Annotated in this window: 17 protein-coding genes; 8 read left to right on the top strand and 9 right to left on the bottom strand. The window is 68.7% G+C overall.

Annotation, left to right across the window (positions count from 1 at the left end; genetic code table 11):
* Positions 1-98: 98 nt before the first annotated feature.
* The gene (locus ACXRVZ_RS13375; RefSeq protein ID WP_457419965.1) at positions 99-491 is read right to left on the bottom strand and encodes a response regulator; all 393 of its coding nucleotides are present in this window, start codon (positions 489-491) and stop codon (positions 99-101) included.
* A gap of 219 nt (positions 492-710) precedes the next feature.
* On the opposite strand from ACXRVZ_RS13375, the gene ACXRVZ_RS13370 reads away from it, so the two are divergent.
* Positions 711-1544 carry an MHFG family PEP-CTERM protein gene (locus ACXRVZ_RS13370; protein WP_457419963.1) on the top strand — a complete coding sequence of 278 codons (834 nt, stop codon included), beginning with the start codon at positions 711-713 and terminating at the stop codon, positions 1542-1544.
* On the opposite strand, the gene uvrA is transcribed toward ACXRVZ_RS13370, so the two are convergent.
* Positions 1534-4440 (bottom strand): excinuclease ABC subunit UvrA, encoded by a 2907-nt coding sequence (gene uvrA, locus ACXRVZ_RS13365; protein ID WP_458232475.1) that lies wholly within the window; start codon positions 4438-4440, stop codon positions 1534-1536. The two genes, ACXRVZ_RS13370 and uvrA, sit on opposite strands and share 11 nt — an antisense overlap.
* Before the next feature lie 174 nt (positions 4441-4614).
* Here uvrA and ACXRVZ_RS13360 point away from each other — a divergent pair, with 174 nt between their 5' ends.
* The 5 genes from ACXRVZ_RS13360 (at position 4615) to ACXRVZ_RS13340 (ending at position 11644) form a co-directional block, all read left to right on the top strand.
* The gene (locus ACXRVZ_RS13360) at positions 4615-4839 is read left to right on the top strand and encodes a hypothetical protein (RefSeq protein ID WP_457419959.1); all 225 of its coding nucleotides are present in this window, start codon (positions 4615-4617) and stop codon (positions 4837-4839) included.
* Positions 4840-5035: 196 nt separating this feature from the next.
* Positions 5036-6241, top strand: coding sequence for a hypothetical protein (locus tag ACXRVZ_RS13355; protein WP_457419957.1), 1206 nt, complete (start codon positions 5036-5038; stop codon positions 6239-6241).
* Between the two features lie 18 nt (positions 6242-6259).
* A complete protein-coding gene (locus ACXRVZ_RS13350) occupies positions 6260-9238 on the top strand; it encodes an ATP-binding protein (RefSeq protein WP_457419955.1) in 2979 nt (992 codons plus the stop codon).
* A 286-nt stretch (positions 9239-9524) separates the two neighbouring features.
* Positions 9525-10946 carry a pectate lyase family protein gene (locus ACXRVZ_RS13345; protein WP_457419953.1) on the top strand — a complete coding sequence of 474 codons (1422 nt, stop codon included), beginning with the start codon at positions 9525-9527 and terminating at the stop codon, positions 10944-10946.
* A gap of 119 nt (positions 10947-11065) precedes the next feature.
* Positions 11066-11644, top strand: a complete 579-nt coding sequence (locus tag ACXRVZ_RS13340) for a 2OG-Fe(II) oxygenase (RefSeq protein WP_458232474.1) — start codon at positions 11066-11068, stop codon at positions 11642-11644.
* On the opposite strand, the gene ACXRVZ_RS13335 is transcribed toward ACXRVZ_RS13340, so the two are convergent.
* Both ACXRVZ_RS13335 and ACXRVZ_RS13330 read right to left on the bottom strand, forming a co-directional pair.
* Complete coding sequence (locus ACXRVZ_RS13335) at positions 11634-11951, bottom strand: 1-deoxy-D-xylulose-5-phosphate synthase (RefSeq protein WP_457419949.1); 318 nt, start codon at positions 11949-11951, stop codon at positions 11634-11636. The two genes, ACXRVZ_RS13340 and ACXRVZ_RS13335, sit on opposite strands and share 11 nt — an antisense overlap.
* A complete protein-coding gene (locus ACXRVZ_RS13330) occupies positions 11948-15475 on the bottom strand; it encodes a hypothetical protein (protein ID WP_457419947.1) in 3528 nt (1175 codons plus the stop codon). Before ACXRVZ_RS13330 ends, ACXRVZ_RS13335 begins: the two co-directional genes overlap by 4 nt.
* A gap of 199 nt (positions 15476-15674) precedes the next feature.
* Between ACXRVZ_RS13330 and ACXRVZ_RS13325 the strand changes: the two genes are divergently transcribed.
* On the top strand, positions 15675-15956 hold the full coding sequence (locus ACXRVZ_RS13325; protein ID WP_457419945.1) for a hypothetical protein: 282 nt from the start codon (positions 15675-15677) through the stop codon (positions 15954-15956).
* On the opposite strand, the gene ACXRVZ_RS13320 is transcribed toward ACXRVZ_RS13325, so the two are convergent.
* Both ACXRVZ_RS13320 and recQ read right to left on the bottom strand, forming a co-directional pair.
* Positions 15953-16159, bottom strand: coding sequence for a DUF3565 domain-containing protein (locus tag ACXRVZ_RS13320; protein ID WP_457419943.1), 207 nt, complete (start codon positions 16157-16159; stop codon positions 15953-15955). The two genes, ACXRVZ_RS13325 and ACXRVZ_RS13320, sit on opposite strands and share 4 nt — an antisense overlap.
* Positions 16159-18033 carry a DNA helicase RecQ gene (gene recQ / locus ACXRVZ_RS13315; protein ID WP_458232473.1) on the bottom strand — a complete coding sequence of 625 codons (1875 nt, stop codon included), beginning with the start codon at positions 18031-18033 and terminating at the stop codon, positions 16159-16161. The genes ACXRVZ_RS13320 and recQ overlap by 1 nt, the downstream gene beginning before the upstream one ends.
* Before the next feature lie 38 nt (positions 18034-18071).
* Between recQ and ACXRVZ_RS13310 the strand changes: the two genes are divergently transcribed.
* Complete coding sequence (locus ACXRVZ_RS13310; RefSeq protein ID WP_457419939.1) at positions 18072-18557, top strand: cupin domain-containing protein; 486 nt, start codon at positions 18072-18074, stop codon at positions 18555-18557.
* A 19-nt stretch (positions 18558-18576) separates the two neighbouring features.
* Here the strand turns inward: ACXRVZ_RS13310 and ACXRVZ_RS13305 are convergent, their stop codons facing one another.
* From ACXRVZ_RS13305 to ACXRVZ_RS13295, 3 genes are all read right to left on the bottom strand, one after another.
* On the bottom strand, positions 18577-19041 hold the full coding sequence (locus tag ACXRVZ_RS13305; protein ID WP_457419937.1) for a RidA family protein: 465 nt from the start codon (positions 19039-19041) through the stop codon (positions 18577-18579).
* Positions 19042-19092: 51 nt separating this feature from the next.
* Entirely contained in the window at positions 19093-19545 is a 453-nt protein-coding gene (locus ACXRVZ_RS13300) for a hypothetical protein (RefSeq protein ID WP_457419935.1), read from the bottom strand.
* 106 nt (positions 19546-19651) lie between these two features.
* Positions 19652-20127, bottom strand: a 476-nt coding sequence (locus tag ACXRVZ_RS13295) for a hypothetical protein (protein WP_458232472.1), incomplete at its 5' end; no start/stop codon positions are given.

Here is a 20127-nt window from a genome sequence, read left to right as displayed (position 1 = left end):
CCGAGCAACGCAGCATCAGGTCTGCCCGCTCTCCTGCGCCCAAGCCGCCGCCATGCAGCAGAGCACGGCCAGCCGCGCGGCTACGTCATCGACGCCCGTTAGGCGAGCAGCGCGCGCATGCCGGCCTGCAGCCGCGACACGTCGATGGGCTTGAGCCAGTAGTCGGCAAAGCCGGCCGCGCGCGCGGCGCGCACGACCTCGCCCGGGTTGTCGGCCGACAGCGCCACCCAATGTGCGCCGCTCAAGGCAGCCGACAGGTCGGCATCCGCCGCGACGCGGGCACGCAGTTCCAGGCCCGTCATGTCCGGCAGATTCATGTCGATGAGCAGCAGATCGGGCCGGCATTCCGCCAGCATCGCCAGCGCCTCGGCACCGGTCTCGGCACAGCGCAGCTCCCAGCCCGGCAGCATCCGGAACACCTCCTCCATCAGGATCAGGTGGATGCGGTCGTCTTCGACGTAAAGCACCAGCGGCGCGGCGCGGTCGGGCATGGCGGATTGGGGGGACAGCTACAGCGGTCGGCACGATAGCAGCAATGCCCGTGGGTTCGCGGGCGTCTCCTTCGCATCGTTTCCTGCGCTTTGCGTGATATTTCTCACCGGCCGGCCACCCTGTCTTCGGGGGCATTCAACGCGTGAAAACCCTGGGATTCCCTAACACTAGGGATATGCACCCCTGGTTTGGGGCGCGCTGTTTCCACGGGCCCTCCGATGTCTCTGATCGCCACCCTCGCTCTCGCCGTTTCCGCCGGCTCCACGCTGCCCGATTGCAGCTGGGACCGCCCGGGCGTCAACCCCTTCATGGGCGACGTGGTGGTGGCCGTGGACCGCTACCAGGACATCCCCGCCGCCACGCGCGAGAAGCTCAAGGCGCGCATGAAGGCGCGCAGCTACGACGACATCGCCCTCATCGAGCGCGACTCCATCAAGGGCCAAGCCAGCTATGCGCCGGAGATCCGCGACATGCATTTCGGCCCCGGCGCCGTCTGCAAGACGGTGACGCGCGCCAAATGGACGGCCAAGACCCAGGAGCGCGGCCTCGTCTACTGCGAGGACGGCCAGTGCATCCTGGTGCCCACCGTCTGCCGCAACGTCAGCCGCATTCGCCGCCTGGAGGCCAAGCCCGCCGCCGTGGCGCCGTCCGGCGCCGCCAACGTGGTGTCGTCGGCCCGAGAGGGCGAGGACGTCACACCGCTGGAATTCGAGGCACCGGCCGCCGGCCCCATGGCCGCCGCAGCGCCGGAGAGCTTCGCCGGCCAGTCGGGCGGCGCGTCTCTGGGCAGCGGCGCGCCGGCCCAGGGCAGCGGCAGCTTCGCCGGCCTTGGCGGCGGTACGCCCGGCCCCGTGGCCAGCTCTGGCGGCGGCATGCCGCCCCTGGCCAGCCTGGGCATGCCCTCGCTGCCGCCGGGCACGGTGCGCGTGGCCGAGTCGCCGAGCTTGCCCGGCGTCACGCCCGCGGTGCCGGAGCCGGGCAGCTGGGCCATGATCGTCGCGGGCCTGCTGGTGATCGGCTACCGCTTCAAGCGCAAGCCAATCAACGTCTGAGCAAGGGCGCCAGGTAACGCCCCGTGTGGCTGGCCTCGCAGGCCGCCACGTCCTCCGGCGTGCCGGCCACCAGCAGCTGGCCGCCGCCGGCACCGCCCTCCGGGCCCATGTCGATGAGCCAGTCGGCCGTCTTGATGACGTCCAGGTTGTGCTCGATGACGACAATGGTGTTGCCCGCGTCGCGCAGCTGGTGCAGCACCTTCAGCAGCAGGGCGATGTCGGCGAAGTGCAGGCCGGTCGTCGGCTCGTCCAGGATGTAGAGGGTGCGGCCCGTGTCGCGCTTGCTCAGCTCCAACGCCAGCTTCACGCGCTGCGCCTCGCCGCCGGACAGCGTGGTCGCGCTCTGGCCCAGCTTCACATAGCCCAGGCCCACGTCCAGCAGCGTCTGCAGCTTGCGCGCCAGTGCCGGCACGGCGTTGAACAGGTTGAAGGCGTCCTCCACCGTCATGTTCAGCACGTCGGTGATGTTCTTGCCCTTGTAGAGCACCTCCAGCGTCTCGCGGTTGTAGCGCCGGCCGTGGCAGACGTCGCAGGGCACGTAGACATCCGGCAGGAAGTGCATCTCCACCTTCAGCACGCCGTCGCCCTGGCAGGCCTCGCAGCGGCCGCCGGCGACGTTGAAGCTGAAGCGCCCCGGGCCGTAGCCGCGCTCGCGCGCCGTGTTCATCTCGGCGAACAGCTCGCGGATGGGGGTGAACAGGCCCGTGTACGTCGCCGGGTTGGAGCGCGGCGTGCGGCCGATGGGGCTCTGGTCGACGTTGATGACCTTGTCGAAGGCGTCCAGGCCCTCGATCTCGTCGTAGGCGGCCGGGTCGGCATGGCTGTTGTAGAGCTTCTTGGCGACGGCGGCGTAGAGCGTGTCGTTGACCAACGTGCTCTTGCCCGAGCCGGACACGCCGGTCACGCAGGTCAGCACGCCCACCGGAATGTCGACCGTGACGCCCTTGAGGTTGTTGCCGCGCGCGTTGACGATGCGCAACCTCTGCTGGCCCTCGGCCACCTTGTGGCGCTGGGTGGGCACTTCGATGCGCACGGCGCCGCTGAGGTAGCGGCCTGTCAGCGAGTTCGGGTCGGCCGCCACCTGGGCGGGCGTGCCCTGCGACATGATGTGGCCGCCATGCACGCCGGCGCCGGGGCCGAGGTCCAGCACCCAGTCGGCAGCGCGGATGGCGTCCTCGTCATGTTCGACGACCAGGACCGAGTTGCCCAGGTCGCGCAGACGGCGCAGCGTGGCGATGAGCCGGTCGTTGTCGCGCTGGTGCAGGCCGATGCTGGGCTCGTCCAGCACATACATGACGCCGGTCAGGCCGGAGCCGATCTGGCTGGCCAGGCGGATGCGCTGGGCCTCGCCGCCGGACAATGTGTCGGCGCTGCGGTCCAGGCTCAGGTAGTTGAGGCCCACGTCGTTCAGGAAGCGCAGCCGCGACGCGATCTCGCGCACGACCTTGTCGCCGATGTCGGCCTTGTTGCCCTTGAGCTTGAGTGTCTCGAAGTAGTCCAGGCATTCGCGCAGTGTCGAATGCTCGACCTCGAAGATCGGCCGGCCGCGCACGCCGGGCGGCGCGTCTGCCGGCTGCAGCACCACATTGCGGGCCTCGCGGCGCAGGCGTGAACCCTCGCAGGCCGTGCAGGGCTTGGCGGCCATGTAGCGGGCCAGGTCCTCGCGCACGGCGGCCGAGTCGGTCTCCTTGAAGCGGCGCTGCAGATTGGGCAGGATGCCTTCGAAGGGATGCTGGCGCTTGACGCTGCGCTTCTTGCCCGAAGCCGTCTCGGCCTGGTAGACGAAGCTGATGTCCTCGGTGCCTGAGCCGCGCAACAGCACGTCCTGCGCGGCCGGCGGCAGGCTTTCCCACGGCGCCTCGACGTCGAACTTGTAGTGCGCCGCCACCGACTCCAGCAGCGAGAAGGTATAGGGGTTGCGGCGGTCCCAGCCCTTGACGGCACCGCTGGCCAGGCTCAGCGTCGGGAAGGCGACCACGCGGTCGGCGTCGAACACGGTGACCTGGCCCAGGCCCTCACAGCTCGGGCAGGCACCCACCGGCGAGTTGAACGAGAACAGGCGCGGCTCCAGTTCGGGCAGCGAGTAGGAGCAGACCGGGCAGGCAAACTTGCTGGAGAACAGCGTCGTCTGGTCGCTGTCCATGTTCATGACGAGCGCCCGGCCCTCGGCCTGCCGCAGCGCCGCCTCGAAACTCTCGGCCAGTCGCTGGCGCAACTGATCGTGCGAATCGGCACGCAGCTTGACGCGGTCGATGACGACATCGATGTCGTGCTTCTCGGTCTTCTTCAGCGCCGGGATCTCAGGCGCCTCGACCGTGGCGCCGTCGACGCGAAAGCGCACATAGCCCTGGGCCTGCAGCTCCTGGAAGAGTTCGACGAACTCGCCCTTGCGGTCGCGCACGACCGGCGCCAGCAGCATCAGCTTGCTCTCGTCGGGCATGGCCAGCACGGCGTCCACCATCTGGCTGACGGACTGCGCCTCCAGCGGCAGGTCGTGGTCGGGGCAGAAAGGCGTGCCGGCGCGGGCATAGAGCAGGCGCAGGTAGTCGTGGATCTCGGTGACCGTGCCGACGGTGGAGCGCGGGTTGTGGCTGGTCGCCTTCTGCTCGATGGAGATCGCCGGGGACAGGCCCTCGATGATGTCCACATCGGGCTTGTCCATCAGCTGCAGGAACTGCCGCGCGTAGCTGGACAGGCTCTCCACATAGCGCCGCTGGCCTTCGGCGTAGAGCGTGTCGAACGCTAGCGACGACTTGCCAGAACCTGACAGGCCGGTGATGACGACCAGCGCATGGCGCGGCAGGTCGACGTCGATGTTCTTCAGGTTGTGGGTGCGCGCACCGCGCACGCGGATGAAGCGGGATTCGGGAACTGCGGGCAAATCCGGGTGGGGCATGGCAATGTCTACAAGCGAACCGGCCATGATAGGCGGACGCTTCATCGCCGTCGCCCGCAGCTCAGCACGCGGCTCTTGCGCTTCATCGCAGCGGCCTGGCGAAGCAAGGGTTCGTTGCCGAAACTCCTTCCATCGACACAGCAATCCCGCTGTGCATACCCCGAAGGAAGCACCATGAAGACCACCGTTCTGATCCAGGCCGCCGCTGTTGCCGCCTTTGCCTTCACCGCCTTCGCCGCCAGCGCCGCCCCCGTGGAAGTGCAGAAGCTGCCCCGCGTCGTCATCACCGGCAAGGCGGTCAAGGAAGTGGCTCAACTGCCGCGCGTCGTCGTCACCGGTTATGCCGTGCGCGAGATCGCTCAACTGCCCCGCGTCACCGTCATCGCCCGCCGCGCCTGAGCCGCATGAGCATGTCTTTGACGACGAAACCACGAGCCGAGTCGCCGGCGCAGCAGGCCGTTAGCCTGAACTGCGCCGCCGAGTCGGCTTGTCTCTCGCGGCAAAAGCCGTTTCTGTGAAAGACAATCGGGCTTCTTATCGGAGCCCGCTTGTGAAAGAAGAGCTGCGCCAACGCCGTTCCTGGCTGGATGGCTTCATGGCTTATCCGGCCCCGGCAGGCCTGAGCGAAAACCAGCTGCGCGACAACATCATCCTGCTGGACCAGGCCCTCTACTCGCTGTGGAACCTGGGCGACAACCTCCTCTTCGGCTGGACGCCCGAGGCCCGTGGCCTGCGCGCCATCGTCGCGCCCCACCCCATGCTGACCGAGTTCGCGCTGGGCGACGGCAACCTGCCGCCGGCCGAGCTGACACGGCGCGCGCGCCTGCTGGACAAGCTGCTGTCCAACCAGGAGCACCTCGACGCCCACGCCTTCGACGAAGTCAGCGCCGCCCTGGGCGTGGCGCCGCGCTTCATCGAACTGCCCTTCGCCCCCGAGAAGGGCCTGGGCCTGCCGCTGATCGCGGCCATCGCCGCGCGCTACGGCGTGCGCCTGGTGGAAGACCGCGCCGTCATCCTGTTCGACGCCGTCGGCTTCTCGCTGCTGACACCGCTTCAACAGGTCGTGCAGCTGAACAGCTTGTCCTGCTCGGTCAACGCCGCCTACGCCAAGCTGCTGGCCCAGGAAATCAACATCAATTTCGCTCGCACGACGACGGGCGACGGCTTCTACATCTGGAACCGCATGCGCGGTGTCGAGGCCAATGTGGAGCTGTATCAGCTGATGCAGTTCATCCTGGCCGACAACGCGCTGGCCCAGGAACGAGCCACGCGCCCGGAGTCCGTGCCGCGCCTGCGTGCCTGCTTTCACGTCGGCTCGCACTACGAGTTCTACCAATCCGAAGGCCTCAACCCGACCTCGTTCAGCTACTTGGTCGGCCAGGTCACCATCGAGCTGGCGCGCATGGTGGAGAACGCCCAGCCGGGCCAGATCCTGGTCGGCAAGTTCAACACGCTGATGCACGACGAAGCCACCGGCGACGACGTGCGCATCGATAGCCTGGACTTCGTCGAGCGCACGCGCGCGCCGCTGCGCAGCCTGAACGGCCTGCGCCTGGCCGGCTCGGAGGTCGACGAGATCGCCTGCTACCTGACCGGCCGGCGCGACGCCACGGGCCTGTGGGGCATCAGCGAATACCAGATCGCCGACAAGCACGGCCTGATCCACCGCGTCTACAACGCCAAGATCAACATCCACCGCCGCAACGGCGAACCCATCTACCTCGGCCTGCGCGAGGAAGACCTGCCCCCGGACGCGCCGCGCACCGTGGCCGACACGGATTTCCAACCGCTGCCGGCCTGAGCTGGCTTGACGGGTGCAGTGACCGAGACCCCTGTTCCCTTCGCCCCCGCTGGCGCTCCCAGCGCGACCGGTCAGCGCCGGCTGCTGACCCTGCTCTTCGTCGACCTGAGCGGCTCCACGGCCATGGCCGAGTGGATGGAGGCCGAGCACTACTCGGCCATGCTGACGAGCCTGCGCGAGTTCTACGAGCGCATCGTGCCCCACCACGGCGGCGTCATCGCGCGCATCCAGGGCGACGGCATGCTGGCCGTCTTCGGCCATCCCGAGGTGCGCGAGGACGACGGCCGCCGCGCCACCGAGGCCGCGCTGGAGCTGCACGCCGCCGTGCGCGGCATCATGCCGCCGGGCCCGCGGCCGGCCGAGTTCCGTGGCCTGACGCTGCACAGCGGCGTCCATGCCGGCATCGTCCTCGTCAACGAGGGCGACCAGATGCGCGGCCGCTTCGAGCTGCTGGGCAACGCACCCAACATCGCCGCGCGGCTGTCCGAAGCGGCGCGGGCCGACGAGATCATCGCCAGCGAGGACAGCCTGGGCCTGCAGAGCCAGTTCTTCGAGACCGGCCCGCGCTTCACGCTGCAACTGCGTGGCCGCGCGACGCCGCTGGCGGCCTACCGCGTGCTCGGCCGCGCGGCCGTGAGCCGCCGCTTCGAGGCCAGCATGCGCCGCGGTCTGGCGCCCTTTGTTGGCCGCGAGGCCGAGCGGGCGGCGCTGGACGCGGCGCTCGTGCGCACGCTGGGCGGCCGCACGCTGTGGCTGGGCCTGCGCGCCGGCGCCGGCGTCGGTAAGACGCGGCTGACCGAGGAGTTCCTGTGGCGCGCGGCCAACCAGGCCGGCCAGATCTGCCGCCTCCACCGCGGTTACTGCGAAAGCTACCTCAGCGCCGAGCCGCTGCAACCCTTCTTGCAAATGCTGCGCGGCATGGACGGCATGACCGACCCGCCGCCCGAGCTGGCCGCCGCCCAGCACAGCGCACCGAGCCAGCGCGCCGATGCCCTGCTCGCCTTGTTGCTGGCGCTGGCGCGGCGCGAGGCGCAGCTCGTCTTCATCGACGACCTGCAATGGGCCGACGACGCCTCCCTGCGCCTGATGCACCGGCTGCGCACCATCGCCGCCGCGCAGGGCCTGCCGCTGCTGCTGCTGACGGCCAGCCGGCCCGAGCCCGCTCTGCCCGCCGCCCGTGACGACGGAGCGCAGATCATCGAGCTGCCGCCGCTGACGGAGCGCGAATCTGCCCGCGCGGTGCAGCAGCTGGCGCCCCAGGTCGACCCCTTCCTCGCCGCCGAGGTGCTGCGCCATGCCGGCGGCAACCCGCTCTTCATCGAGGAGCTCTGCCACGCTGCGGCCGATGCCGGCGACAGCTTCGTCCAGGGCCAGAGCAGCTCGGCCTGGCTGGCCGCCCTGGTCGAATCGCGCGTCGGCCGCCTGCCGCTGGAGCAGGCGCGGCTGGTGCGGCTGGCCGCCGTGATCGGCAATGTCATCCCGGTCTGGCTGCTGGAGGCCTTGTCCGGCTGCGGCGAGCAGCACCCCGCCGTGCGCGCGCTGGCCGGGCAGGACTTCATCTTCCCCGACCAGGCGCCCGGCCACCTGCGCTTCAAGCACGGCATCACGCGCGACGTCGTCTACGAAGCCACCGGCCTGCACGAGCGCCAGGCCCTGCACCAGCGCATCAGCACCGAGCTGGCCGCGCGCGGCGGCGCCGAGGGCCAGTTGCACGAACAGCTGGCCTATCACGCCGCCGCCGCCAACGACTGGCCCGCCGCCGGCCTGCATGCCGAGGCCGCCGGCGACCAGGCCCTGGCCGCCTCGGCGCTGGACCGCGCCAAGAAGCAGTTCCGCGCCGCGCTGGCCGCGCTGGAGTTCCTGCCCGATGACGCCGGCCGGCGCCGCCGCTGGATCGCCGTCGCCCAGCGCCTGGGCATGGCCTGCGTGTTCGACGCCTCCCGCGACGACCTGCGCGTGCTCAAGCACGCGGCCGTGCTCGCCCAGGCCGACGGCGAGCCGGGCGTCGTCGCCCGCACCGAATACTGGCTGGCCTACGTCGGCTACGCGCTGGGCGAGACGCGCGACAGCCTGCGCCATGCGCGCGCCGCCGTCGCCAAGGCGCAGGAATGCGGCGACCACGCGCTGCTGGCCCAGTTGCCGGGCACCGTCGGCCAGCTGCAGGCCGCCGCCGCCCACTACGACGACGCCCTGCCCATGCTGGACCTGGCCATCGCCCGCCAGCGCCCCCGCGCCAGCAAAAGCGCCGTCAACCGCATCGGCCTGTCCTTCTCGCTGTGCTGCCGCGCCTACGTGCTGGCCGACCAGGGCCGTTTCCAGCAGGCCCACGAGATCTTTGCCGAGGCGCTGGCGCCCTTCGACGGCAGCGGCCACGCGGTGGAGGCCAGCATGCAGGGCTGGCGTGCCGCCGTCTTCCTGTGGCAGGGCCATTGGGCAGAGGCGTGCGACGCTGCGGCCGTGGCCCACCGCGTGGGCGCTCAGGTGCGCAGCATGTTCACCTGTGCCATGGGCCAGGCCGCCGGGGCCTATGGCGCCTGGAAGCACGAAGCCGACCCGGCCGCGCTGCAGCGCGTGCGCGACGCCACCGCCTGGCTCGCACCGCGCGGCGGTGGCCTCTACAGCAGCTTCAACCATGGCTGGCTGGCCGACATGCTGGCCGCGCAAGGCGACGCCGTCGCGGCGCGCCGCCACGTCGCCCTGGCGCTCAAGCGTGGCCGCCAGCACGACTGGATAGGCGGGGCGATGGCCTACCGCGCCGCGGCACGGTTGGCGGCGAACGCGGGTGATGCGGCGCAGGCGCGGCGCTACCTGGCGCTGGCCCGGGGCGCGGGCGAGCAGCGGCAGTCCGATCACGAGGCCGCAGTGACAGCGCTGTTGGAAGCCGAGCTGAAGCTGGACGACGGCTGGCAGGCCGCGCTGGAGCGGGCGCGGGGTGAGTTCGAGCGCATGGGCATGCGGGGATTCAGCGAGCGAGCGCAACGCCTTCGTGACGCCTGACGCACGGAAGTTACGACTTTCCAGTCCCCATAGCGGGCTACATGAAACCGCGTATCCACAAAATCAGAACGATGTTTCATAGTTGCCCCGCGATGCGCGGCAGCCTTGCTGCGCCGACCTGACGTCGCCGCGCCCCAGCGCGCGGATCGACCGGTTGCGACCTGACGTCGGCACTGGTTCCTCCCACCACACCGCTCTCGCGTCGGCGCGCTCCAGGCCCGCACGCGAAGCAGGCTGCGCGTGCCTGGATGGATACCGCGCCGCCACAACGACAGGAGACAAACCCATGAACAAGATCACTCCCCCGCCGCTGCCGACCACCCGGTCCGCCGCTGCCGCTGGCACGGCCGTGTCGCTGCTGCTGGCCGCCTCGGCTGCCCACGCGGTGGACTGGCCCTCGGGCTATTCGAAATGCGCCGACCAGGGCGAAATCTGCAAGGCCGGCACCGCCACGCGGCCGGTGTCCTTCGGCATCAAGGACAAATGGGTCATCAAGAACCTGAGCGGCGACATCGCCTGCACCGTGGCCACCTTCGGCTCGGACCCCAACCCCGGCATCACCAAGAAGTGCGCCGTCGGTCCCGTGGGCAGCCCCGCTCCTACCCCCGCGCCGACGCCGGCGCCCACGCCTGCCCCAACCCCTGCCCCAACCCCTGCACCTACACCGGCCCCGACGCCCGCACCCGCCCCGGCCGGCGCCAGCGGCGGCTATGCCGGCACCGTGACCGGCGGCGGCGCCAAGACCGCCGTGACGGTCAGCACCGCCGCGCAAATGCAGGCGGCCCTCAATGCCTACGACGGCAGCTCGGGCCTGGTGTTGCGCTACACGGGCACGTTCAACTTCGGCGCCATCACCGACTCCTGCGCGCAGTGGCAGAAGCCCGCCGGCACCGTCGTCGAGATCAAGAACAAGAACAACGTGACCATCGAAGGCGCCAACGGCTCGGCGGCCAACTTCGGCCTCGCCATCAAGGCCGCAGCGCAGAACATCATCATCCGCAACATGACCATTGGCCTGCTGCCCGGCTCCATCGACGCCATCGGCATCGAAGGCCAGAGCGGCGGCATCCCGGGCTATATCTGGGTGGACCACAACACCTTGTTCAGCAGCCTGAAGGAATGCAGTGGCGCGGGCGACCTGGAGTTCGACGGCCTCGTCGACAGCAAGGCCGGCGCCCACCACATCACCTATTCGTACAACTACATCCACGACCACCAGAAGGTCGGCCTGATCGGTTCCAGCGACAGCGACGCCAGCGACCGCTACATCACCTTCCACCACAACTACTACAAGGACGTGAACTCGCGCCTGCCACTGCAGCGCGCCGGCTACACCCACCTGTACAACAACCTCTACAGCGGCGTGAAGACCTCGGGCGCCAACATCCGCATGGGCGGCTACTCGCTGATCGAGGGCAACTGGTTCGAGAACGCTCAGAACCCGGTGACCTCGCGCGACAGCTCGTCCATTGGCTACTGGCAGCTGCGCAGCAACAACATCGCCAGCCCGGCCGATTTCGCGACCTACGGCATCACCTGGGTGGCCAGCGGCTCGTCGCCGTCGCGCGACGCCACCGACTGGGTCACCACCGCCAACTTCCCGCTCGGCATCCCCTACAGCTACTCGCTGCAGGCACCGTCCTGCGTGAAGCAGAAGCTGCCGGCGGCGGCCGGGGCGGGGACGAACTTCGCGAAGGTCAGCTGCTGACCCACCGACCAGCCGGCGCCCGCGCAATGTGGGCGCCGGCTTGCTCGGATTCCGCGTATCCATCGACGCAAAGAGGCTGAACGCCCCGCAGGCCGCGACCTTAGGATCCGCGGCCTGCCATGACGACTCCGCTCTACGACCGCGACTTCATCACCCTCTACCCCGGCCTGGACGAGCCCCTGTGCCGCGCCGTCATCGAGCGCTTCGACCACGACGAGGGCAAGCGGCCGGGCCGCACCGGCGCGCCCGGGCAGGCGGCTCTCGCTGAGCAGACCAAGCGCTCCTGGGATCTGGAGATCCTGCACGACGGCCCCTGGCGAGACCTCTTCCAGCGCATCCACCCGCGCATCCAGGCCTGCATCGCCCATTACCTGTCGCGCAGCCCCATCCTGCAGTTCTTCGACCTGCAGGCCACCGGCTACAAGATCCAGATGTATCCCCGTGGAGAGGGCCATTTCAAATGGCATGCCGACTCCGTAGGCGGCCCCAGCGGCGACCGGGTGGTGGCGATGGTGCTGTACCTGAACGATGTCGAGCGCGGCGGCGAAACCGAGTTCTTCCACCAGGGACTGAAGATCGCGCCCAAGGCGGGCCAGCTCGTCCTATTCCCGGCCGGGTGGAACTACATGCACTGCGGGCACAAGCCGGAGTCGGGGGACAAGTACGTGATCTCGACGTTCATCCGCATCAAGCACTGACCGGCGGCACCGGCAGCCCGCGAATCTCGGTCCAGTACTCCTCGCGCACGTCCGCATCGACCTCCGGCTTCACATGCGTGGCGTAGAGCGCATCACCGCCATCCTTGTGCGGCCCTGAGATCCAGTAGGGCTCACCGGTCTCCACGTCGAAGTAGTTCGACTTGAAGCCGCTGCCCTTGAGACTCTGGAAGGACTTGCCGGCGTAGTACAGCGTGGCGCCGGTCTTGGAGAAGGTCACGCGGCCGATGCGCGCAGGCCCGACAAGGCCGCCGGCCTTGCACTCGATGTACATGATGCGGGTCTTCACACCGCCAACGCCACCACCGTCGGCGCCCCCGTGAACCGCATCACCCCGGCGTCCAGCACCGCCGCGACCACACCCAGCATCACGCCCATGCCCATGCCGTAGCCCGAGCAGGCGTGCGGTGGCGGGCCTTGGGGGTCGGCGCGGTCGCCGCCGAAGGCGACGTGGTGGCGCAAAGGGTCTTGCTGTGTGGCCGAGCCCAGGCCGACGACGACGACGCGGCCCGGCTCGACATTCACCTGGCCCAGCTTGTGCGCCACGCGGGCCTTGCGCCAGATCTGGAAGGGCGTGGGGCGCTGGTTCAGCGTCGCGACCATGGTCGGGCGCAGGCGGGCGACGGCCTCGGCGTAGGGACGCAGGCCGGTCTGCGCGTCCGGCTTCACCTCGTTCCACTGCGGCTGCAGCTCCCAGAGCTTGCGTGTCTGCACCCAGGCAGCCAGCACGGTCAGCAGGTTGGCGTGCGTGGTGGGCGGGAAGCCCAGCATGATGCCGGCCAGCGTGCGTGCGGGCAGGTCGGGCGTCGCGTCGGGCAAGGCTTTCGCGGCGGCGACGATCTTCTGCGCCAGCGGCGGCAGCTGCACTCCACTGGACTGGGTCTCGGCCAGCCAGGCTTCCACCGCCGCCGTGAAACGCTTGCCGGCGGCACGGCCCTCGGCCTTCACCGCATCGGTCGGGTAAGGCCCGAAGACATGGCGCGACACCTTGAACAGGTCGCGCGGGCAACGCGGCGCAACACCGTGCGCGGGAGCCTCGGCATGGAACTCCGTGCCCCAGATGCGGCGCCCGTCGGGCTGGCCGAACCAGGCCTTGCACAGCGCGGCCAGCACGCCTTCGCTGAGGCGCTCGAAGTCCAGCGGCGTGTCGGTGGGCAAGTCCTTCGGTGTCTGGCTTTCTGGGAAGGCGGCCAGCAGTTCGCGCGCCTCCTTCTTCAGCTGCACCAGGCCGGCCTTGGCGACCTGATAGGCCGTGGCATAGCACTGCGCCTCGCTGTAGGCCTCGATGGCGGCGTTGATGACGGGGGCCTGCTCGCGGTGGCCGGTGTCGTCGTCCAGGCCCAGGTAGCCCACGCCGATGGAGTCGTGCATGCGCTCGCCGTAGCCGCTGTTGGAGTAGCGATCGGGGGCGTTCCTCAGCACTTCGCAGACGCGCTCGGCCGCGCCCACCAGCACGCCGTAGGCCGTGTCGACGACGCCGCCGGGCTGGGCGCGCACCCAGGCCCAGGCGCTGTCGCGGGTGGTGGTGTCTTCCAGCCAGCGCTGCCAGGCCAGCAGGTCTTGCGGGTTGGGCGCGCGCTCGGGCACCGGCGTGGGCGCCGGCAGCGGCAGGGGCAGCTCGACCAGACCCGGCAGCGACTTCAGCGCGGCGATCGAAGGCACGTAGAAATAGGCGCCCCATTGCAGCGTGACGAAGGGCTCGGGGCCGAGGTCGATCTCGTAGGGCTTGCCGGCATGCTCGAAGGGGAACAGGCGCGGGCCGGCGCTGCCGTCGACAACACCGAGCAGGGGGTCGCTCTGCGCCGAATAGCCGCCGCTGGCATTGCCGCCGGCCACCCAGTGCTGCACGACCTCGAACTGCTCGGCCAAGTGGGCGTTGTAGGCCATGAAGATCAGGCCGCGGTCATCGTCGTCCGGCGCGTCGGCATGCACGGGCGCGCCATAGCTCATGCCGCGGCGCAGGATGCGCGGCATGCGGTTCCTGGCGAACGCCGTACCGCCTAGGTCGCGCGGGTTGACGCGGCGGATGTGCGAGTGGAAGGGGCAGGCCGAGCCTTGCGCGTCCTTGACGTAGTTGAAGTCGTTGGTGGTGTCGGGCGCGTCGGGTGACGCCAGCGGGCGGCCGTCCTGGAAGCGGCCCATCAGCTTGGCCAGCACGAGGTCGTGGTCCAGGCCGATCTTCCTGGCTTCTTGATAAGTGCGGCGGCTGAAGCGGCCGGTGTACTGGCGCAGCTTGCGCACGACCAGGAAGCTGCCGCGGTCCAGCAGCGCGTCGGGCTGCTCGGGCACGGCATAGCCCTTGTCGCGCTCGGTCGGGAAACCCTGCAACACCTCCCCCGTTTTGACCCTGTCGTCCCAGGACTGCCCCGAGGCTTCGCCGCCCAGCACGGGCTGGCTGATGCCGTCCTTGAAGCCGAAGTGCTCCTTGTCGGCGGCGTTGCTGCGCATGGGCTCGATGGCCATCAGCGCCAGGCCGGTGCCCACGGTCAGCGCGTCGGCCAGCGCGCGCAGGCGCTGCTCGTCGGCGACCGTGAAGGCCTCGCCCGGCTCCACCGCCGGGAAGCGCAGTTGCACGAGGACGTGGGCATTCGCGGGGTCGATGCGGTCGATGCCGTTGACGTGGGGCGCCAGCACCCAGTGCGCCGGGTGGTTGTGGCGCACGTCGCCCAGCAGGCCGGCGCGGGCGGCCATGCCCTCCTTGAAGGCTTGCGGGAAGCGCTCCAGCCGCGCGGCCGGGATGCCCAGCGCCTTTAGGCCAGCCAGCGTCAGCGCGACCTGGCGCCAGACATTCAACTGCGCGGCGTCCTCGTTGTCGCGCTGCACGGGCGCGGTACTGAGCCAGGCGACGGCCTGGGACGGCTGGGCCACGCGCAGCAGCACCAGGCCGCCGCGGTTGCCGGGCGGCTTGGTCAGCAGGCAGCACTGCAGGTCGCCGGGCTTGAGCGACAGCGCGCGGGCTTTGACTTCCGGCTCGGGCAGCGGCTGCTCGAACCAGCCCAGCATCTCGTAGTGGCGCTGGCGCAGCGCGCCGCCGGGCGTCTTGCCGCCGTCACTGGGGAACTGTTTGACCGTGTCCAGCTCGCACAGCTCGAACAGCACGTCGTGCGTGGCGCGCAGCAGGCAGGCGCGGTCGGCCGCCTGGGCGCCGAAGAAGCGCTGCAGCGTGAACAGGCCCGCCAGCGGCACCAGGCCACGCGCGGCCATCGCAAAGCGCTCCTTGTCGCCGGTGGGCAGCGGCTGCGTCTCGCCGGAGGCCGGCGCGCGCAGGCGGTTGAACGCCAGCTCGTTGGCGCGGCCGCGCTGGGCGGCCTCCAGCCTGGCGAGGTATTCGCCGTCGCCCACGCTGCGGCCGGACTCGATGAACAGAAAGTCCGCCGACACCTCGTGCGCCCGCACCCAGCGCGCATAGGTCTCGAAGCTGCAATCGCGCGACAGCGTGTAGCCCTCGGTATGGCAGAGCATCAGGTCCAGCGTGGAGCCGAGCTGGTCCCAGATGACCCGCATGTACGGCTCCCAGCCGCCGTCGAAGTTGACGCTGAGCAGCAGGCGGTCGGGCGCCCCGTTCACACCGTCGACGATGCTCCAGCGGAAGGAGTGGACGATGCGCCAGCGGGCGACGATGTCGGTGTACGGCGAGGCCGGCGCGCTCGATTCGCGTGAGCCCAGGCGCAGGCCATTCAGCGTGCGCAGCACCTTGCGCAACCGGTCCACATAGGTGAGCACTTCCAGTGCGTCGACAAAGCCTGGCTTGATGTCCGCCAGCAGGTTCAGGTCCGTGATGCCGCCCAGCTGGACGTCGTTGCCGCGTGCCATGTCTGTCTCTCCCTAGATTGAGCGCGCGGAGTATGCGGGCTCGGCGTGAAGGGCCACCCGACGTCGCCCATAGGTTTGATTAGGACCGTCATCGCCGCTAGCTGCAATTCATCCGCGAAAAGTGGCGACCTATCGCAAACCCGCAGACGCGCCCACCCTCGGCGCGCAAAGTCCGCTCCATCGAACACGGGAGCGCCACATGAACCGCATCAGCACCACCACCACCCACACCACTCGCCTGCAAGCCGCCAGCGCCGCCGTCCTCGTCGCGCTGGTCGCGCTGACCGGCGCCACCTGGATGACCATCACCGCGCCGGCCGAGCCGACCGTCGTGCTTGAACGTGTGGTCATCGAAGGCTCGCGCACCGCCGACACGACGGCCGAGGTGCAGCAGCTGCCGCGCGTCGTCATCGTCGGCAAGCGGGACGCGGCAGCCGACGGCACCCAGGTGGCGGCGGCAGGCACCGGCAGCGTGCGCTAAGGCCTATCCCTCGGTGCGGCCTGGTCGCACTTGAGGCAGTTCAACTGCTGACCCAGCACGCCGGCCCGGCCCTCGGGCGTCTGCGTCCAGGGCCTGTTCTGCCAGGGCGGGTCGTGGCGCGTGTGCTGGTTGTGGCCACAGGCCAGTTCGGCGACCCAGTGGCCCTCTTCGTCTCGATGAAAGCCGGTGATCGGCTGTTCCATCAACGTCCCAGCACCCTGAGGATCTCTGCGCCGTAAGCCTCAAGCTTCTTGGCGCCCACGCCGCTGATCTCGCCCAGTTCCACCAGGTCGCCCGGCACCTGCCGCGCCATCTCGGCCAGCGTCGTGTTCTGGAAGATCACATAAGCCGGCAGCCCATGCTCCTTGGCCACCTCGGAGCGCCAGGACTTCAGCGCCTCGAAGCGCTCCTGGGCCTCGGCATCCAGGCCCAGCGCCGGGTCGACCTTGGGCTTGCCCGTGCTGCCGCGTGAGGCCTTGCCGCGCGGCTTCTTCTCCTCGGCCTCGCGCAGGCGCAACTCCACCTCGCCCTTGAGCACCGAGCGCGCGCTGTCCTGCAGCGCCAGCGTGTTGAATTCCCCCTCGGCCGCCACATGGCCCAGCGAGATCAGCTGGCGCAGCACGGCCCGCCATTGCTGCTCGGACAGGTCGGCCCCGACGGCCCAGGTAGACAGCCTGTCGTGCCCGTACTGCTTGGTCTTGTCGGTCGYCTTGCCGCGCAGCACGTCGATSAGGTGGCCGGCGCCGAAGCGYTSGCCGCGCTGGTGGAAKCGGTAGATGCAGCTCAGCAGCTTGCGGGCGGCCTCGGTGCCGTCCCAGGTCTGCGGCGGGTTCAGGCAGTTGTCGCAGTTGCCGCAGCGGATGCTCTCTTCGCCGAAGTAACCCAGCAGCCGCACGCGCCGGCAGTCCGTCGCCTCGGCCAGCGCCAGCAGCGCGTCCAGCTTGCCGCGCTGGCCCTGCTTGAAGACTTCGTCGGCCGGGCTGTCGTCGATCATGCGGCGCTGGTTGACGACGTCCGCCAGGCCATAGGTCATCCAGGCCTCGGCCGGCGCGCCGTCGCGGCCGGCGCGGCCGGTCTCCTGGTAGTAGCTCTCGATGTTCTTGGGCAGGTCCAGGTGGGCGACGAAGCGCACGTCGGGCTTGTCGATGCCCATGCCGAAGGCGATGGTGGCCACCATGACCAGGCCTTCCTCGCGCAGGAAGCGGTCCTGGTGGCGGCGGCGCACGTCGGCGTCCAGGCCGGCGTGATACGGCAGGGCCTTGATGCCCTCGCTCTCCAGCCACACCGCCGTCTCGTCGACCTTCTTGCGGCTCTGGCAGTAGACGATGCCGGCCTCGCCTTCATGCTCATCGCGCACGAAGCGCAGCAGCTGCTCGCGCGGCGAGGCGGTCTTCTCGGCGATGAGGTAGCGGATGTTGGGCCGGTCGAAGCTGCTGATGAAGACGCGCGCGTCCTGCAGCTGCAGGCGCTGGATGATGTCGGCGCGCGTCAGGTCGTCGGCCGTGGCCGTCAGCGCGATGCGCGGCACCTCGGGGAAGCGCTCGTGCAGCAGGCTCAGCTGCAAATACTCCGAGCGGAAGTCGTGCCCCCACTGGCTGACGCAATGCGCCTCGTCGATGGCGAACATCGACAGCAGGCAGCGCTCCCGAAGCGACTCGAGCTGGGCCAGGAAGCGCGGCGTGGTGAGCCGTTCGGGCGCGGCGTACAGCAGCGTCAGGCGCCCGCTCATCATTTCGCGCTCGATGCGGCTGGCCTCCTCGCCGGTCTGGCTGCTGTTCAGGAAGGCGGCATGCACGCCGGCTTCTTCCAGCGCGCCGACCTGGTCGTGCATCAGCGCGATCAGCGGGCTGACGACGATGGCCACCCCCTGGCCGCGCGTGTGGCGCACGATGGCCGGCACCTGGTAGCACAGGCTTTTGCCGCCGCCCGTGGGCATGAGCACCAGCGCGTCGCCGCCGGCGGCCACCTGCTCGACGATCTCCGCCTGCTGGCCGCGGAAGGCCGTGTAGCCGAAAACTGCTGACAGGACCTGGTGTGCAGCGGATTGCAGGTCGGCGGAAGGTTCTGGAAGATGCACGGGCGGGTTCACACCGCGATTGTCCCAGGAGCTTCTGCATGACCACACCCGCCGAGCTGCGCGAGCGCTTGATCCGCAATTTCAACGACGTGCCGCGCGAGCGCTTCGTGCGCGCGCCGCGCTACGACAGCGAGTCCGCCAGCCTGACCAAGGGCACCGCAGCGAAGAAGCTCGGCGCCAGCTTCGACATCGTCGCGCCCGGCCAGATGAGCTGCCCCTACCACCTCCACCACGCGGAGGAGGAGATGTTCATCGTGCTGCAAGGCGAGGGCACGCTGCGCGTGGCTGGAGAGCTGGTGCCCATCAAGGCCGGCGACGTCATCACCATCCCGCCGGGGCCAGAGTACCCGCACCACATCGTCAACACCTCGAGCGCGCCGCTGCACTACCTCAGCATCAGCACGTTGGAGAGGCCGGAGGTCTGCGAATACCCGGACTCGGGCAAGGTCGGCGTGTTCTCGACGGACCTGCGCCTGCTGCAGCGGCGCGAGGCGGGGCTGGATTACTGGGACGGCGAGGCCTGACGCCGCCGCCGGGACAGCTTCACTCGGGCCGACATTCGATGGTGGCCTTCACCGTGAGTGGCACCCCGTTCCTAAGTGACACCGCGCCGATGACAGACCTGGCATGGAGACCGGCGGATCCAAATACCTCCAGGAGCAGGTCGGAGGCGCCATCCAAGACCCTGGCGTGGTCTTCAAAGTCCGGCGTCGTATTCAACGACCCGTGCAACTCGACGATGCGCACCACTTTGTCCAGATCTCCGAGCGTTGCCCTCACCGTCGCCAGCAAATCCAGGCAGGCGGAGCGGGCAAACTGGTAGCCATCCTCAGCGGAATACTCGCGGCCCAAGCGACCGCGCGGCTTCACGTTATTCAGCGGCAGTGGCGCTTTGCCAGACAGGAACAACAAATTGCCCGAACGCGCTGCGGCGGCATAGTTTCCTGCCGGGCCACTGCTTGCCGGCAGCTCGATACCAAGGTCCAGAAGGCGTTGTTCTGTGGTCATGACATGAAGGGGTGGTTGCTTGTGAGGCCACGTCTCACCTCGGTCGAAAGGCTAGGCGTCATCGGTTGCCCTGCCCTGAGTATTGAACGCGGGTTGAAGATACTGAATCAGTTGCGATTCAAGCGTATGCGGAGACGCGCACTCGTGCCAACGAACCCAAATAAATGACTTGGTCAGCCCCTCTGCCCGGTACTTTTGCTGAACCTCGATGAGTAGAAGATTCTTGCCGGTGTGCCGGAGGGACGTGGACAGCCTCGTGCCGCCGCTCTTCTGCGACATGACAAGGAGGTTTTCCGGATCTACGAGATAGCTCTGCACCCGTTTGAAAAGAGATTTGGCTTTGCCAACATACAGCACACCGAAGTTCTTCTCCAAGGCTTCGGGATAGTTCGTGAACACATAGACGCCGGAAGTGCGCGGCAAGCGCTGCCGATCAAGCCGCAATTCCTCGATAGGTACCGAAGCGGACCATGAGAGGGCGGAGAACCAAGGTGGGTTGGTCATGAAGCGGAGTCCCGCGGTTGGAGGTTATGACGCCTCACGTTGAAGTTCACCGGCGGATCGAGGCTTGCCGAGGGACGTCCGGTGGAACGGCCGGTAAGACCTTTTTTCAACCCGGACCAAGTGCCATGTCATAGATGCGACCGATATGTAAATGGGAAAAGTGCGGTACGCAATTAGCGATTGAATCTCCATTCGCAGCTTCAAACGCCCTAATGTCGCGAGATGCCTCACGTAATGCCTCTAACCATTGCTCCGCAGTATCGATCCGACCGACGCCAAGATGACGCCTCACTTCAGAATCGAAGGCGGGACCGACGCGCCCGTCGGTGAGAAGCATGACGGCCTTCGATATTCCAACGGCACCTGCCAGACCACTGCGCACTTTCCCGCCATAAGAAAGCTGTTGAAAGATCACCCAAAGCGCGCGCAGGGACTCGCAGACAGGAGGAGTAAATGCATGCGCGTCCGATATTTTGAAGGCCACCAACCGCAAGAAGTGTGTCTCAGATAACTCGATGAGATCTTCGAGAAACGGATAATCATGCGCAGCATCGAGCCGAGTACGTCTCATAGGATTCGGAC

It is taken from the genome of Roseateles sp. P5_E8 (assembly GCF_054177665.1).
This window is presented reverse-complemented; position numbering and strand designations above follow the sequence as displayed.